This is a genomic window from Streptomyces sp. NBC_01320 (genome assembly GCF_035974375.1).
GTDB classification, from domain to species: Bacteria; Actinomycetota; Actinomycetes; order Streptomycetales; family Streptomycetaceae; genus Streptomyces; species Streptomyces yanii.
Genome location: NZ_CP108390.1, coordinates 10,096,936 through 10,110,381, shown reverse-complemented (window position 1 = coordinate 10,110,381; position 13,446 = coordinate 10,096,936). Strand labels below are relative to the sequence as shown.

Below are 13,446 nucleotides of genomic sequence, written 5' to 3'. Positions count from 1 at the left end.
GCCACAGGTCACCCGTGCGAGCTACCTATCTGACAGTTGGTCAGAACGACGAAAGTCGAGACCCATCTTTTGTGCCAACTAAAAAGCCTCGTCACAAACCCTCAGCGGCGTACGCGCGGCATCCCCAGGCCGATCCACGAGATGATTTCCCGCTGTATCTCGTTGTTGCCACCACCGAAGGTGAAGATGACCGCGGACCGGTATCCCCGTTCGAGTTCGCCGTGCAGGACGGCGCCCGCCGAGCCTTCCTTGAGCGGTCCGGCCGAACCGAGGATCTGCATCAGCCAGGCGTAGGCGTCGCGTCGCGCCTCGGAGCCGTAGACCTTGACGGCGGAGGCGTCCTGCGGGGTGAGGGTGGACCGCTGGACGGCGGAGACCATCTGCCAGTTGAGAAGCTTCATCGCGTCGAGCCGGGTGTGGGTCCGGGCGAGGAGGGCACGGACCCAGCCGAGGTCGATGACCCGGCGCCCGTCGGCGAGCTCGGTGCCGGCGGCCCAGCGCTGCACGTTGTGGAGGGCGCGGATGGCCATGGTGCCGTGGGCGGCGAGGGTGACGCGTTCGTGATTGAGCTGGTTGGTGATGAGCCGCCATCCCTTGTTCTCGTCGCCGACGCGACGGGAGAGGGGGACACGGATGTTCTCGTAGTAGCTGGCAGTGGTGTCGTGCGAGGCGAGGGTGTTGATCAGCGTGCAGGAGTAGCCGGGGTCGCTCGTGGGGACGAGCAGCATGGTGATGCCCTTGTGCGGCGGGGCGTCGGGATCGGTGCGGACGGCGAGCCACACCCAGTCGGCGGTGTCGCCGTTGGTCGTCCAGATCTTCTGCCCGTTGACCACATATGTGTCGCCGTCGCGTACGGCGCGGGTCTTGAGGGCCGCGAGGTCGGTGCCCGCGTCGGGTTCGCTGTAGCCGATCGCGAAGTCGATCTCGCCTGCCAGGATCTTCGGCAGGAAGTACGCCTTCTGTTCGTCGGTGCCGAACTGCATGATCGTCGGGCCGACGGTGTTGAGCGCCATCAGGGGCAGCGGTACGCCCGCCTGGGCCGCTTCGTCGAAGAAGATGAACTGTTCCATCGGGGACAGGCCGCGTCCGCCGTACTCCGTGGGCCAGCCGACGCCGAGCCAGCCGTCGGCGCCGAGGCGTCGGATCGTCTCGCGGTAGAAGCGTTTCTGGACGGTGGGGTCGTCGTATCTGGCGTAGGCGTTGTCGGGAACGAGTGCGGCGAAGTACGTGCGCAGTTCGGCGCGCAACTGCTGCTGCTCAGGCGTGTATTCGAGGTGCACGGCCCCTCCAGGAGTCTCGCGGTCGCGTCGCCCGTGTGCGGCGGCGCACACAGTAGAACGTGTTGCAAGAATCCGGAAGGGCCGCGGAGCCGCACCCGTGGTGTCAGCGCTTGACGGCGCGCAGCACGACGAACTTCGGGTCGCCGGCGACGGTGGTGCAGTTGCCGAAGATCCGGCGCAGCTGCGTGTGGTACCCGAGGTGTCGGTTGCCGACGACCCACAGCTCGCCGCCCTGCCGCAGCACGGTCCGCGCGCCGTGGAACATGTTCCGGGCGGTGGCGTCGGTGGTCGCCAGGTGCGAGTGGAACGGTGGGTTGTTGAGCACCAGGTCCACGCTGCCCGGGACCAGGTCCGCCGTCCCGTCGCCGACCAGGAAGCGGGCCTCGGCGTCCGCGCCGACATTGGCACGGAAGGTCGCCTCGGCGGACGCGACCGCCTGGTAGGACTCGTCGACGAAGGTGACCGCCGCTCCGGGGTTGGCGAGCGCGGCAGAGGTGCCGACGACCCCGTTGCCGCAGCCCAGGTCCACGACATGGTCGTGGCCGGTGCGCTCGGGAAGATGGTTCAGGAAGAATCGGGTGCCGATGTCGAGGCGCTCGGCGCAGAAGATCCCGGCGTGGTTGACCACGGTCCGGCCGGAGACCGCGCCGACGTCGCCGGGCAGCTCGTACCGGTGCGGCCAGGGGCTGGGGGTACGGGCCAGCGCCGGGTCCGGGGTGCAGAAGATCAGCCGAGCCTTCTTCACCGCGAGCGAGGTGCGGGTGGGGCCGATGATCCGCTCGAACAGTTTGAGGGTGGAGGTGTGGATCTCCTTCACCATGCCGGTGCCGATGACGACCGTTCCGGCGTGCACGGCGGGCGCGAGCCGGTGCAGCTGATCCTCCAGAAGCGCGAGGCTCTTGGGAACCCGCACGAGAAGGACGTCGATCCGGTCCGGCGGGGTGTCCCTGGCCGACAGCAGACGTACGGCGTCCTCGTCGTGGCCGTTGCGGACGAGGTTCGCCAGCGTCGCACGCTGGGCGAGGTACGAGTCGGTGATCTGTACGGGGTGGTGCTCGGCCACCACCGTACTCAGGGCGCCCCAGCGGTCGCCCACCACGACCACGGTGCCGGTCAGCTCGACCGGGGTCGCACCGTCGGCCCCCTCCAGCTGCCGGAGCAGATATTCGTCGGCAGCGTCCCAGGCGCGGAACGGGTCGCGCGGGTGCTCGGGGTAGCGGGCGAGCTCGTACTCGCCCTTTGACGTCGTCAAACGGTTCATTGTGCCTTCAGGCTAGCCGAGCGGCGGGGAGCACCCACACACTCCCCGCCGCGCCGGCCGCCCACTAAGGCAACTGCTTTTCGATTGCCGCCCGGCCCTCTCGTGCCAGCCGGCGCTGTGCCCACTCCAGATTCTGCGGAGTCAGGTCCCGCCCGGAGGCGAGCACCAGGTCCTCTGCCGACGCGTTGTCGCTCCCGCCGGTGTGCAAGAGGCTGTCCGGGGTCACCCCCCGTGCCAGGGATGCGGATACGGATTCGGGGTCTTCGCTCATGCCGCCTCCTCGTCCTTGCGGCAATTCTCGCCCTGCGGCTCCAGGAGCGCATCCGAAGCGTTCACTTGACCTGCACATGATAAGTACGCTGCGTTCACACCGCGATCACGGTGCGTGTGGAAGGCTCCCGCTGACCACGTACCACACGACCACCACGGCGCCGTCCCCCACCCCGTGACGGCGCCGCGATGCCGCATGCCCCGGAGAGGACACCCCACATGTCCCGTCGCCGCCATCACCACCGGCGCCCATTGCTCGCCACCCTCGCCGCCTTCGCGGTTCTCGCCGGCACGGCCGCCGCCGCACCGGCGGCACCTGCCGCGCCCCGGACCGCACCGGCGGCCGCGACGCCGCTCACCACGCTCGACGACACGTACTACCAGAGCGCAATCGGCAAGACCGGCACCCAGCTCAAGAGCGCCTTGCACTCGATCATCAGCGTCCAGTCCAAGATCTCGTACAGCCAGGTCTGGGACGCACTCAAGAACACCGACCAGGACCCCGTCAACTCCTCGAACGTCATCCTGATCTACTCCGGGCGCTCCGAGCCGAAGAGCGACAACGGGGGCTCGGTCGGCCAGTGGAACCGTGAGCACGTCTGGGCCAAGTCGCACGGCGACTTCGGCACCACCACCGGACCCGGCACCGACATCCACCATCTGCGTCCGGAGGATGTCACCGTCAACTCCATCCGCGGCAACAAGGACTTCGACGACGGCGGCAGCGCGGTGAGCGGGGCACCGGGCAACTACACCGACGGCGACTCCTTCGAGCCGCGCGATGCGGCCAAGGGTGATGTCGCTCGCATGATCCTCTACATGGCGGTGCGCTACGAGGGCGACGACGCCTTCGCCGACCTCGAACCGAACGAGCAGGTGAACAACGGCTCCGCGCCGAACATCGGCAGGCTCTCCGTGCTGAAGCAGTGGAGCCAGGAAGACCCGCCGGACACCTTCGAGAAGCGGCGCAACGACGTCATATTCGACCAGTACCAGCACAACAGGAACCCGTTCATCGACCACCCGGAATGGGTCGAATCCATCTGGTAGAACGGCCGATTCGTCCAGCACGCGGTCACGTCGTCGGGCGAGCCGCCCGACGACGTGACCGCGGACGAGCGGACGGCGTACGGCATGCATGACGGGCACGGCCGGCCGGACCGTCGCCCGTACCCTCGCCGGTGTCGGCGCCCCGGTCGCCCCTAGGGCTCCAGGTCATGAGCAACGCGATCGACGGCCTCGTCGCGTGAGGTGAACCGCTGGGGAGCTGTCGGACCTTCGCCGGCGGACACTGCTGCCAAGTGGCCCGCCGGGTCGACCACCGCCGTCCGCCGGCCGCCCTCCGCGAGCCGCTCCAGTCCGGACCGCAGCATCGCCAGGGCCACGGTGTCCACCCCTGTCACCTGTCGCAGATCCAGCACCACGGACGCGGTCTCCTGCGTCCGCGACTCGTCGAGCGCGTACAGCACCCGTTCCGCCGCGGTGAAGTCGAGCGCCCCCTGCGCGGCCACGACTGACACCTGCTCCCGCAGGGCACGCTCCTGCTCCCCCGTCGGGGCGGACGGCAGATCGTCGGCGGTGGTGACCAGGGTGACGGTCGAACCGGCGAGTGCCGGGTTGTGCATCAGGTGCAGACCGAGCCGCTCCGAGAGCGCCCCCAGCGCCCGGCGCCCGCGCACCGAGGTGCCGGTCGGATCGAGGAGCGGACTGTACGTCGCCAGGCCGAACCGGGCCGGTCCCGCAGCGATCAGACCACCCGACACCCCGCTCTTGGCGGGCAGCCCCACCCGCAGCAGCCAGTCGCCCGATGCGTCGTACATGCCGCACGTCGCCATCACGGTGAGCACCTGCGCGGCGACCGCTTCCTCGACGACCGCCTCACCGGTGAGCGGGTTCACCCCGCCGTGCGCGAGCGTCGCGGCCATCGCGGCGAGGTCGAGGGCCGTGACCCGCACCGCGCACTGCCGGAAGTAGGTCTCGACCGACGCCACCGGGTCGACGGGCAGCAGACCGGTGCTGCGGATCAGGTAGGCGAGGGCGCGGTTGCGATCGCCGGTGGCGACCTCAGAGGCGTACACCGCCTCGTCGACGTCCAACTGCCGTCCGGCGAACCGGCTCAGGCAGTCCAGGATGCGGTCGAACCTCGGGGCGTCGGCGGTGTCCGGGATCAGTGCGGTGGTGACGATCGCACCGGCATTGACCATGGCATTGGCTGGGCGTCCGGTCGCCCGTTCCAGGCTGATGGCGTTGAACGCCTCGCCGCTGGGCTCGGCATTCACCCAGCGGCACACCTCGTCGAGTCCGAGGACGGACAGCGCGAGGGCATAGACGAATGGCTTCGACACGGACTGCATGGTGAACGGAACGTCGGCCTCACCGGTGCTGTAGCGGTGGCCGTCCATGCTGATCAGCGCCAGCCCGAAGGCGTCCGGGTCGGCCAGCGCCAACTGGGGGATGTAGTCGATGAGTTCCCCGACCCGCTCCCCCATGAACCGGCTGCGCAGTTCCCGCAGGACGTCCGTCACTGCGTCGGCGGCGGCGCTCACCTCGCCCCCGTCGTCAGCTGCGCTCGGCCTGGGCGATCCGGGGGAACGACTTGACGCCCGCTGCCTTACGGCTGTTCGCGTGCTCACTGACCGTCCTGCCGGGCGGGGCGTCCGCGAAGCCGAGCACCACGGAGTCGAGGACCTTCCCCGACGCGTCGACGAACTCCACCCGGACCGCGTAGAACGCCGGCTTGTCGGTGGGGTTGGTAACGCGGACCAGGGCGCTTCGGAACTGCTCGGACTTAGCGACCGGCAGCCCGGTCACCGACACGTCCTTCACGGCGTTGCCCTGCCCCTGGACGCCTGCGAGTTGTTTGGTCGCCCGCTGCCTGTTGCGTTCGACCTCGGCCGAGACCGAAGCCGCGAATGACTCGTGGGTGCGCGGCGAGGCGCTCGCGGACGGCGACTCGGTCGGGCCCGGGGACACCGTACGGGTGCTCCTGGCCGTGCCTGGCGCGGTGGTGGAGCCGCCGCAGGCGGCGGTGCCGGCGACGATCACCGTGGCCAGCAGGGCGGGGGTGAGGCGGCGGGCGGTGCGGCCGCCGAGGGTGCGCCGCAGAGGGCGGGACTGGTTCACGGACACTCCGGGTCTGCTCGGGAAAGTGGGTCGACGGCATACGGCAGGACGGGGGACGCACCGGACGAACCCGGATCCGCCGGGCTCCTCCACTCGGGTCACTCGGCGTCGTCGCCGAAGACCTCGCGGAGCCGCGCCTCACTGAGGGTGTCCAGGTTGCTGTGGAGGAGCTCGGCGCCGCCACCGGGGAGCGCGTCGCTGATCCGGTCCGGAACCTCGTTCGTGGTCAGCAGGAACAGGGCCGAAGTGCCGGGCGTCACCTGCTTCTTGACCTCGGCGATGAAGTCGTCGTCGATGCCGACGTCGGCCAGCTTGCCACCCAGCGCCCCGGCCGCCGCGCCGATGGCCGCGCCCAGCAGCGGCATCAGGAAGATCAGCCCGAAGAGCATCCCCCAGAACGTGCCGCTCAGGGCGCCCGCGCCGACCAGGTTGAGCAGTTGCTTGGTCTTCGGCTTCGCCTTGTCGGCCGGCCAGCTGACCACCGCGGCGTCCAGGATCTTGATCAGCCCCTCCTTCTGCAGGGACTTGAGCGCGGTCTCCACGTCCTCCGCCCCCTCGGCCGACTGGAACTTCCACACGGTGAGCGTGGACATCGCACATCCCTCCTGAGGCAAGGTCAAGCAATTCGCTCATATTAGGATCAAAAGGTATGAATTGACTCGTCGAAGTCGTCCGCTCTGCACGGGAGTGGGCGCAATTCCCCGGAGGAACTATGGATACGGACGCCCTGACCGCCGGCCTGCTGCAGGAGCTGCGAGCGCCCAAGCCCTATCCGGCTGTGTCCCTGACCATGCCGACGCACCGACAGGCTCCGGACAACGCTCAGGACGCCGTACGGCTGCGCAACCTGCTCTCCGAAGCCGAACGGCGGCTCGACGCCGATCCCGCGGTGTCCCGGGAGGCCAGGGCGGCCATCAAGACGCAGCTGGCCCGTGCGATCGACGAGGTGGATACACGCCGCAGGCTCGACGGTCTGCTCATCCTGGCCACGGCGGACGAGCATCAGATCTGGCTGCTTCCCCGTACGGCGCCCGAACGGGTGGTCCTGAGCGACACCTATCTGACCCGGAACCTGGTGGCCGCGAAGGCCCTGGCCGAACCGTACTGGGCGCTGACCGTCGCATCCGACCACGCGACACTGTGGAGCGGAACGGCCGACTCCGTGCACCAGGAGCAGACCGGCGGGTTCCCGCTGACGGTTCCGCAGGAGGCACCGAACCCGCAGCGCGAGGAGCAGATCGGGGACACACCGAGCACGTTCTCCGACGAGGAGACGCGTATCTTCCTGCGCTCCGTCGACGAGAAGTTGCGTGCCGTCCTGGCCGCCGATCCGCGACCGGTGTACCTGGTCGGTCTCGCCCCGGCCCTCGCCCTGCTGGACGAGGTCGGCGGGACCACCAAGCCGGCGGTCGGCCGGGTCACGAAGGGGGTGCCGGCCGATCTGTCGCCGAGCGGCTTCCTCAAGGAGCTCGCACCCGCTCTCGGTCAACGCCGGGCGGAGGCCGCCGCAGAGGTCGCGGCCAGGCTCGACGACGCCCGCGGCCGCCGTGCCTACGCAGGTGGTCTCGACGAGGTGTGGGCAGCCGTGCGGGAGGGGCGGGCCGCTCTCGTCGCGGTGGAGGAGCAGTTCCAGCAGACCGTACGGGTCACGGACGAGCACCTGGAGCCGGTGCCCGCGGGCACCGTGGGCACAGCCGACGGGACGATCCGCGAGGACATCGTCGACGAGCTCGTCGAGGCGGCGCTGGACAGCGGCGCCGATGTGGTGTTCCTCGCCGACGACTCGCTGGCGGAGCACGGGCGGATCGCGGCAGCTCTGCGCTACTGAGCAGGAGTCGCTGCGCAGCGGGAGCACCCCATGTGAACAGGGCCGGAGCGGGCGCGGCGGTACGCAGGACGGCGGACAGCCTCCGGACGGCGGGCCGCCGGCGCCCTCGCCGCCTCGAGGACGGACGAGGACCCGGGCGGCTGCGCGGCTGCGCGGCTGCCCGGGCGGCCGCGAGGCCCCTGTACCGGCGGCGACCCGATGCGTGTCCCAGGAGCCGCTGGGACACTGGAGAGGGCGCCCCGGACCCCCGTCCCGCAGAGGACACAGCCCCCGGGAGAGGAAGTGACCGCACCATGCCACCCGGATCCAGTACCAACCGTGTGCGGCAGTACGAACACATCAAGGAGAGTGCGCAGGAGCGCGGAGTGAGTGAGGAGCGGGCCGAGGAGATCGCGGCGCGCACGGTGCACATGGAGCGTGCCCGCTCCGGCGAGTCGAGGACCGCGAGCGATCTGTTCGTCCATGACCTCTCGTCCGCGCAGCGCGGCGGCAGTCCGGGCCCCCGCAGCGGAGCCGAAGGCCCCACCCGCGACCAGCTCTACGAAGAGGCCAGGAAGAAGAACATCAAGGGACGCTCGAACATGACGAAGTCCCAACTGGCCAGGGCGGTCGGCCGCTGAGCGCTCGCCCCCGTCGGTCCGCATCCACCTCGGGGTCCGTCCGGACAGGGCGTTGTCAGCCGTCCCAGGTCCAATCGGCCACCTCGGGCAGGTCTGTGCCGTGTTCACGGATCCACGCGTGATGGCGGGTGCGGACATCCGCCATCGCCTGGCGCACGGCCACGGCGCGGACGCCGAGTCCGGGCACCCGGTCGATGACGTCCATGGCCAGCCGGTAGCGGTCGAGGTCGTTCCGGACGACCATGTCGAACGGCGTGGTGGTCGTACCCTCCTCCTTGTAGCCCCGCACGTGCAGGTGGGCGTGCCCGGCCCGCCGGTAGGCGAGCCGGTGGATCAGCCAGGGATAGCCGTGGTAGGCGAAGATCACCGGCTTGTCCCGGGTGAAGACGGCGTCGTACTCGGCATCGGGCATGCCATGGGGATGCTCGCTCTGCGGCAGCAGCTTCGTCATGTCGACCACGTTCACCACGCGCACAGCGAGTTCCGGCACATGGCGGCGGAGCAGCCCGGCCGCCGCGACGGTCTCCAGCGTGGGTACGTCCCCGGCGCAGGCCAGCACGACATCGGGTTCACGGCTGCCGTCCTCCGTACCCGCCCATTCCCAGACGCCGACCCCGCGCGCACAGTGCGCCCGGGCCTCGTCGAGCGTGAGCCAGTCGAAGACGGGCTGTTTGCCCGCCACGATCACATTGACGTAGTCGCGGCTGCGCAGGGCATGGTCGGCGACGGACAGCAGGGTGTTGGCGTCCGGCGGCAGGTAGACCCGGACGACTTCGGGGCTCTTGTTGAGGATGTGGTCGACGAACCCGGGGTCCTGGTGCGAGAAGCCGTTGTGGTCCTGACGCCAGACGTGCGAGGTGAGCAGATAGTTGAGGGAGGCGACGGGGCGGCGCCAGGGCAGTCGGCGTGAGGTGCGCAGCCATTTGATGTGCTGGTTGACCATCGAGTCGATGATGTGGGCGAACGCCTCGTAGCAGGAGAAGAGTCCGTGCCGGCCGGTGAGGAGATAGCCCTCCAGCCACCCCTGGCACAGGTGCTCGGAGAGGACCTCCATCACACGGCCGTCGCGGGCAAGATGCTCGTCGGTGGGGAGCGTCCGCGCCTGCCAGGCCTTGCCGGTGGCCTCGTACACCGCGTCGAGCCGGTTCGACGCGGTCTCGTCGGGGCCGACGAGGCGGAAGTCGCGGCGTCCGGCGGTGGCGGCCATGACATCTTCGAGGAGCCCGCCGAGCACCCGGGTCGGCTCGTGCTGGACGGTGCCGGGTTCGGCGACCTCGACGGCGTGTTCCTCAAGGGGCGGCACCGGCAGATCGCGCAGGAGCAGCCCGCCGTTGGCGTACGGGGTGGCGCCGAGGCGTGCCGTCCCCTCGGGTACGCAGTCGAGGACCTGAGGGGACGGCCTGCCCTCGCTGTCGAAGAGCTCGTCGGGCCGGTAGGAGCGCAGCCAGGCCTCCAGCTGCCGCAGGTGTTCGGGGTTGTCCCGGACGCCGGACAGCGGAACCTGGTGGGCGCGCCAGGTGCCTTCGACGGGCAGCCCGTCGACCTCCCGGGGGCCGGTCCAGCCCTTGGGGGTGCGCAGCACGATCATGGGCCAGGCGGGGCGGCCGGTGTCGCCGCCGGTGCGTGCGGCGCTCTGGAGTTCCCCGATGCGGTCGACGGCCCGGTCCATCGCGTCGGCCATCGCCCGGTGGACGGTGAAGGGATCGTCTCCGCTGACGTACAGCGGCTCGTGCCCGTAGCCGCGCAGCAGTGCGTCGAGTTCCGTCTCGGGGAGACGGGCGAGCACCGTCGGGTTGGCGATCTTGTAGCCGTTGAGGTGGAGCACCGGAAGGACGGCCCCGTCGTGCACGGGGTCGAGGAATTTGTTGGAGTGCCAGGACGCGGCGAGCGGGCCCGTCTCCGCTTCACCGTCGCCGATGACGCAGGTGACGAGCAGGTCCGGGTGGTCGAACGCGGCGCCGTAGGCGTGGGTGAGGGCGTAGCCGAGTTCCCCGCCCTCGTGGATGGAGCCCGGTGTCTCCGGTGCGACATGGCTCGGTACCCCACCGGGGAAGGAGAACTGTCTGAACAGCAGCCCCATGCCGGCCGCGTCACGGCTGACATCGGGGTATGTGTCGGAGTAGCTGCCCTCCAGCCACGAGTTGGCAAGGACGGCGGGACCACCGTGGCCGGGGCCCCAGACACAGAGCGCCTGGATGGAGCGGGCCTTGATGACACGGTTGAGGTGGGTGTGGACCAGGTTGAGTCCGGGCGAAGTGCCCCAGTGACCGAGCAGTCGGGGCTTGATGTGCTCCGGGGCGAGCGGCTCCTTCAGGAGCGGGTTGGACATCAGATAGATCTGTCCGACGGCGAGGTAGTTGGCGGCGCGCCAGTGCGCGTCGAGAGCCGATACCTCGACGTCGGACAGGCCGGACGTCCCTGCCGGAGCAGAGGCGTCCGGTGCACGGGCGTCGTCCGTGCGGGTGTGAGGCGTGCGGGCGTCGCTCATGTGCGTCTCCTCGACAGGGTCGCAAGCAGTACGGGCCGGCATCACGGGGCAGCTATGCGGACCGGCTTTCGTCCGCCTCGGGGCCGTACCAGACCGTCGTGGCATTGCAGAACTCGCGAATCCCGTGCCCGGCGAGCTCCCGCCCGTAGCCGGAGCGCTTCACCCCGCCGAAGGGCAGTGCGGGGTGGGAGGCCGTCATGCCGTTGAAGAAGACACCACCCGCCTGCAGATCACGCACGCACTGACGGCTTTCGTCGGCGTCACGTGTCCATACGTTGGAGCTGAGACCGAAGGGGGTGTCGTTGGCCAGGGTCACGGCTTCGCCCAGGTCGGCGGCCCGGTACAGCGTGGCGACGGGACCGAAGGTCTCCTCGCGGTGGATCCGCATGGCCGGGGTGATCGCGCTGAGGACCGTGGGGGCGTAGAACCAGCCGCGGTCCAGCCTCGCGCCCAGACCGGTGGGCCGGCTGCCACCGCAGAGCACGGTCGCTCCCTGCCGTACGGCGTCGTCCACCAGCTCCTCGATGTCGGTGCGGCCCTGTTCGCTGGCGAGGGGGCCGATGTCCGTGGACTCCTGCTGCGGGTCGCCGACCTTCAGAGCGCGCATTCCCGCGGTGAACTCCTCGGCGAACTCGTCGTACACATCGGTGTGCACGATGAACCGTTTGGCGGCGATGCAGGACTGGCCGTTGTTCTGCACCCGGGCGGTCACCGCTGTACGGGCGGCCTGCCGCACGTCGGCCGAGGGAAGGACGAGAAACGGGTCGCTGCCACCCAGTTCCAGCACGGTGTGTTTCACCTCGTCACCCGCGATCGCCGCAACCGCACGGCCGGCCGGCTCGCTCCCGGTGAGGGTGGCGGCGACGACCCGGGGGTCACGCAGGATGGACTCGACCGCCCCGGAACCGACCAGCAGCGTCTGGAAGCAGCCTGCCGGGAATCCCGCCCGGCAAAACAGGTCCTCCAGGTACAGCGCGGTCTGCGGGACGTTCGACGCGTGCTTGAGCAGGCCGACGTTGCCGGCCATGAGCGCGGGGGCCGCGAACCGTACGACCTGCCAGAGCGGGAAGTTCCACGGCATCACGGCGAGGACGGGGCCCAGCGGACGGTAGTGGACATAGGCCCGGGAGGCTCCGGCGTCGCCCACATCGCCGGCCGACGGGTGCTCGTCCGCGAGGAGTCCCTCGGCGGCGGCCGCGTACCAGCGCATGGCCTTGGCGCATTTCGCGGCCTCCGCACGGGCTGCCTTGACGGGTTTGCCCATTTCGGTGGTCATGGTGCGGGCGATGTTCTGCTGGTCCTCGTCGAGGAGGTCGGCGGCCCGGTTCAGCAGGCGGGCCCGTTCGCCGAACCCGGTCGTGCGGTACTCCCGGAAAGTGGTGTCCGCGGCCGCGAGCCTGCGTTCGATCTCCGCGGCTCCCAGTGCGTCGAACGTCTTGAGGGTCTCGCCGTTCGCGGGGTCGACCGTCGCGATGGGCATGACTGTGGCCTCCTTGCCTCGGTCCTTCGACCGTGCCGCGCCACGCCCCGTCGCGCAACGCGGGCCCTCGTGCGGGTACCCGACCGGCGCGGACCATGCGTGCTGTGAGCACGTCATCCGCGCCGGTGGGCAGGGCTGTCTTCGTCGCGTACGGACCCGCGTACCGGTCCGGGTTGGGGATGTGCGCTCCCCGTTTCGTGGGGCCGGCAGCGGCGGCCGCGTCAGACGAGGGCGGGCTCGGAGACGGGCGGCAGCAGGAACTCGTCCACCCCGGGCAGCGGCGTGCGGGGCAGCAGGTCGGTACTCCGCGGCGCCTCGGCGTAGCGGGTGAACCAGACGACCTTGCCGTCGAGAGTCCGGCAGGTGCCCCAGCTGTGGCTCAGGGCCATCACACGGCTGAGACCACCGCCGCCGGTGCTGAGCAGCCGCGGCATCTCCGAACTGTTGTCCGCGACGGAGACCGTGAGGTGCCGTCCGGACCAGCGGAGTTCGACGACGCAATGGTTGTCGTCACCGACGTGCCGGTGGACGTTGGTCAGCAGCTCCTCCACGCCCCGGCACACCGGCCGGATGTGGAGTTCGAGGCTCCAGTGGCGCAGATGCGCGGCGACGATCCGTCGCACCTGGGTAACGCGCTCTGCCGATACCTGGAGTTCGACCAGATAGTGCCGGTCGAGTGGAACGGTCATCGTCGAGGCTCCTCACATCGAGGCCCACCTGCTTCGCCCGTTGAACCAACGACCCCCCGAACACAAAGAGTGAGCAGATGTCACTGTTAGGTCACTCCTTAGGGTGACCCGGTAGGACCGGTTGCGCAACACGTCGGCCGACGGGGCCGTGGCCACGGGGCGGGGAGACAGTCCCGGAAGCCATGCTCGGCCCAGGAAGAGGGCGGGCAGAACCAGCGTGCCGAGCAGTGTCATGCCCATGAGTGCACAGGCCACGCAGCCGCCGATGTGCCCCCGGTGAGGGTGACGCAGCGGCTCCGCCCACCGGTCTGCCGACCATGTCGCGGGACACCGAACGGCATGGGCGGCGAGCGCGACGGCCGGCAGCCACGCCGGCCCCCCCGAGGCGGGGAACGACCGGCGTGCCG

At 70.0% G+C, this 13,446-nt stretch carries 12 protein-coding genes; 3 read left to right on the top strand and 9 right to left on the bottom strand.

Annotation, left to right across the window (positions count from 1 at the left end):
• Window positions 1-101: 101 nt before the first annotated feature.
• The 3 genes from OG395_RS45945 to OG395_RS45935 form a co-directional block, all read right to left on the bottom strand.
• Entirely contained in the window at window positions 102-1,280 is a 1,179-nt protein-coding gene (locus tag OG395_RS45945; RefSeq protein WP_327248225.1) for an acyl-CoA dehydrogenase family protein, read from the bottom strand.
• Window positions 1,281-1,383: 103 nt separating this feature from the next.
• The gene (locus OG395_RS45940) at window positions 1,384-2,541 is read right to left on the bottom strand and encodes a methyltransferase (RefSeq protein ID WP_327248224.1); all 1,158 of its coding nucleotides are present in this window, start codon (window positions 2,539-2,541) and stop codon (window positions 1,384-1,386) included.
• Window positions 2,542-2,605: 64 nt separating this feature from the next.
• Complete coding sequence (locus OG395_RS45935; RefSeq protein ID WP_266989504.1) at window positions 2,606-2,812, bottom strand: hypothetical protein; 207 nt, start codon at window positions 2,810-2,812, stop codon at window positions 2,606-2,608.
• Window positions 2,813-3,030: 218 nt separating this feature from the next.
• On the opposite strand from OG395_RS45935, the gene OG395_RS45930 reads away from it, so the two are divergent.
• Complete coding sequence (locus OG395_RS45930) at window positions 3,031-3,861, top strand: endonuclease I family protein (RefSeq protein WP_327248223.1); 831 nt, start codon at window positions 3,031-3,033, stop codon at window positions 3,859-3,861.
• Window positions 3,862-4,013: 152 nt separating this feature from the next.
• Here OG395_RS45930 and glsA read toward each other — a convergent pair whose 3' ends face one another.
• The 3 genes from glsA to OG395_RS45915 form a co-directional block, all read right to left on the bottom strand.
• Window positions 4,014-5,300 (bottom strand): glutaminase A, encoded by a 1,287-nt coding sequence (gene glsA, locus OG395_RS45925; RefSeq protein WP_327249673.1) that lies wholly within the window; start codon window positions 5,298-5,300, stop codon window positions 4,014-4,016.
• A 70-nt stretch (window positions 5,301-5,370) separates the two neighbouring features.
• Window positions 5,371-5,934, bottom strand: a complete 564-nt coding sequence (locus OG395_RS45920; protein WP_327248222.1) for a hypothetical protein — start codon at window positions 5,932-5,934, stop codon at window positions 5,371-5,373.
• A 98-nt stretch (window positions 5,935-6,032) separates the two neighbouring features.
• A complete protein-coding gene (locus tag OG395_RS45915) occupies window positions 6,033-6,527 on the bottom strand; it encodes a DUF1269 domain-containing protein (protein ID WP_327248221.1) in 495 nt (164 codons plus the stop codon).
• A 119-nt stretch (window positions 6,528-6,646) separates the two neighbouring features.
• Here OG395_RS45915 and OG395_RS45910 point away from each other — a divergent pair, with 119 nt between their 5' ends.
• Window positions 6,647-7,762, top strand: coding sequence for a baeRF3 domain-containing protein (locus OG395_RS45910; RefSeq protein WP_327248220.1), 1,116 nt, complete (start codon window positions 6,647-6,649; stop codon window positions 7,760-7,762).
• Between the two features lie 293 nt (window positions 7,763-8,055).
• A complete protein-coding gene (locus OG395_RS45905) occupies window positions 8,056-8,382 on the top strand; it encodes a plasmid stabilization protein (protein WP_266989492.1) in 327 nt (108 codons plus the stop codon).
• A 55-nt stretch (window positions 8,383-8,437) separates the two neighbouring features.
• On the opposite strand, the gene OG395_RS45900 is transcribed toward OG395_RS45905, so the two are convergent.
• The 3 genes from OG395_RS45900 to OG395_RS45890 form a co-directional block, all read right to left on the bottom strand.
• Window positions 8,438-10,870, bottom strand: coding sequence for a phosphoketolase family protein (locus tag OG395_RS45900; RefSeq protein ID WP_327248219.1), 2,433 nt, complete (start codon window positions 10,868-10,870; stop codon window positions 8,438-8,440).
• Between the two features lie 52 nt (window positions 10,871-10,922).
• Window positions 10,923-12,350, bottom strand: a complete 1,428-nt coding sequence (locus OG395_RS45895; RefSeq protein ID WP_327248218.1) for an NADP-dependent succinic semialdehyde dehydrogenase — start codon at window positions 12,348-12,350, stop codon at window positions 10,923-10,925.
• 221 nt (window positions 12,351-12,571) lie between these two features.
• Complete coding sequence (locus tag OG395_RS45890; RefSeq protein ID WP_327248217.1) at window positions 12,572-13,039, bottom strand: ATP-binding protein; 468 nt, start codon at window positions 13,037-13,039, stop codon at window positions 12,572-12,574.
• Between the last annotated feature and the right edge of the window lie 407 nt (window positions 13,040-13,446).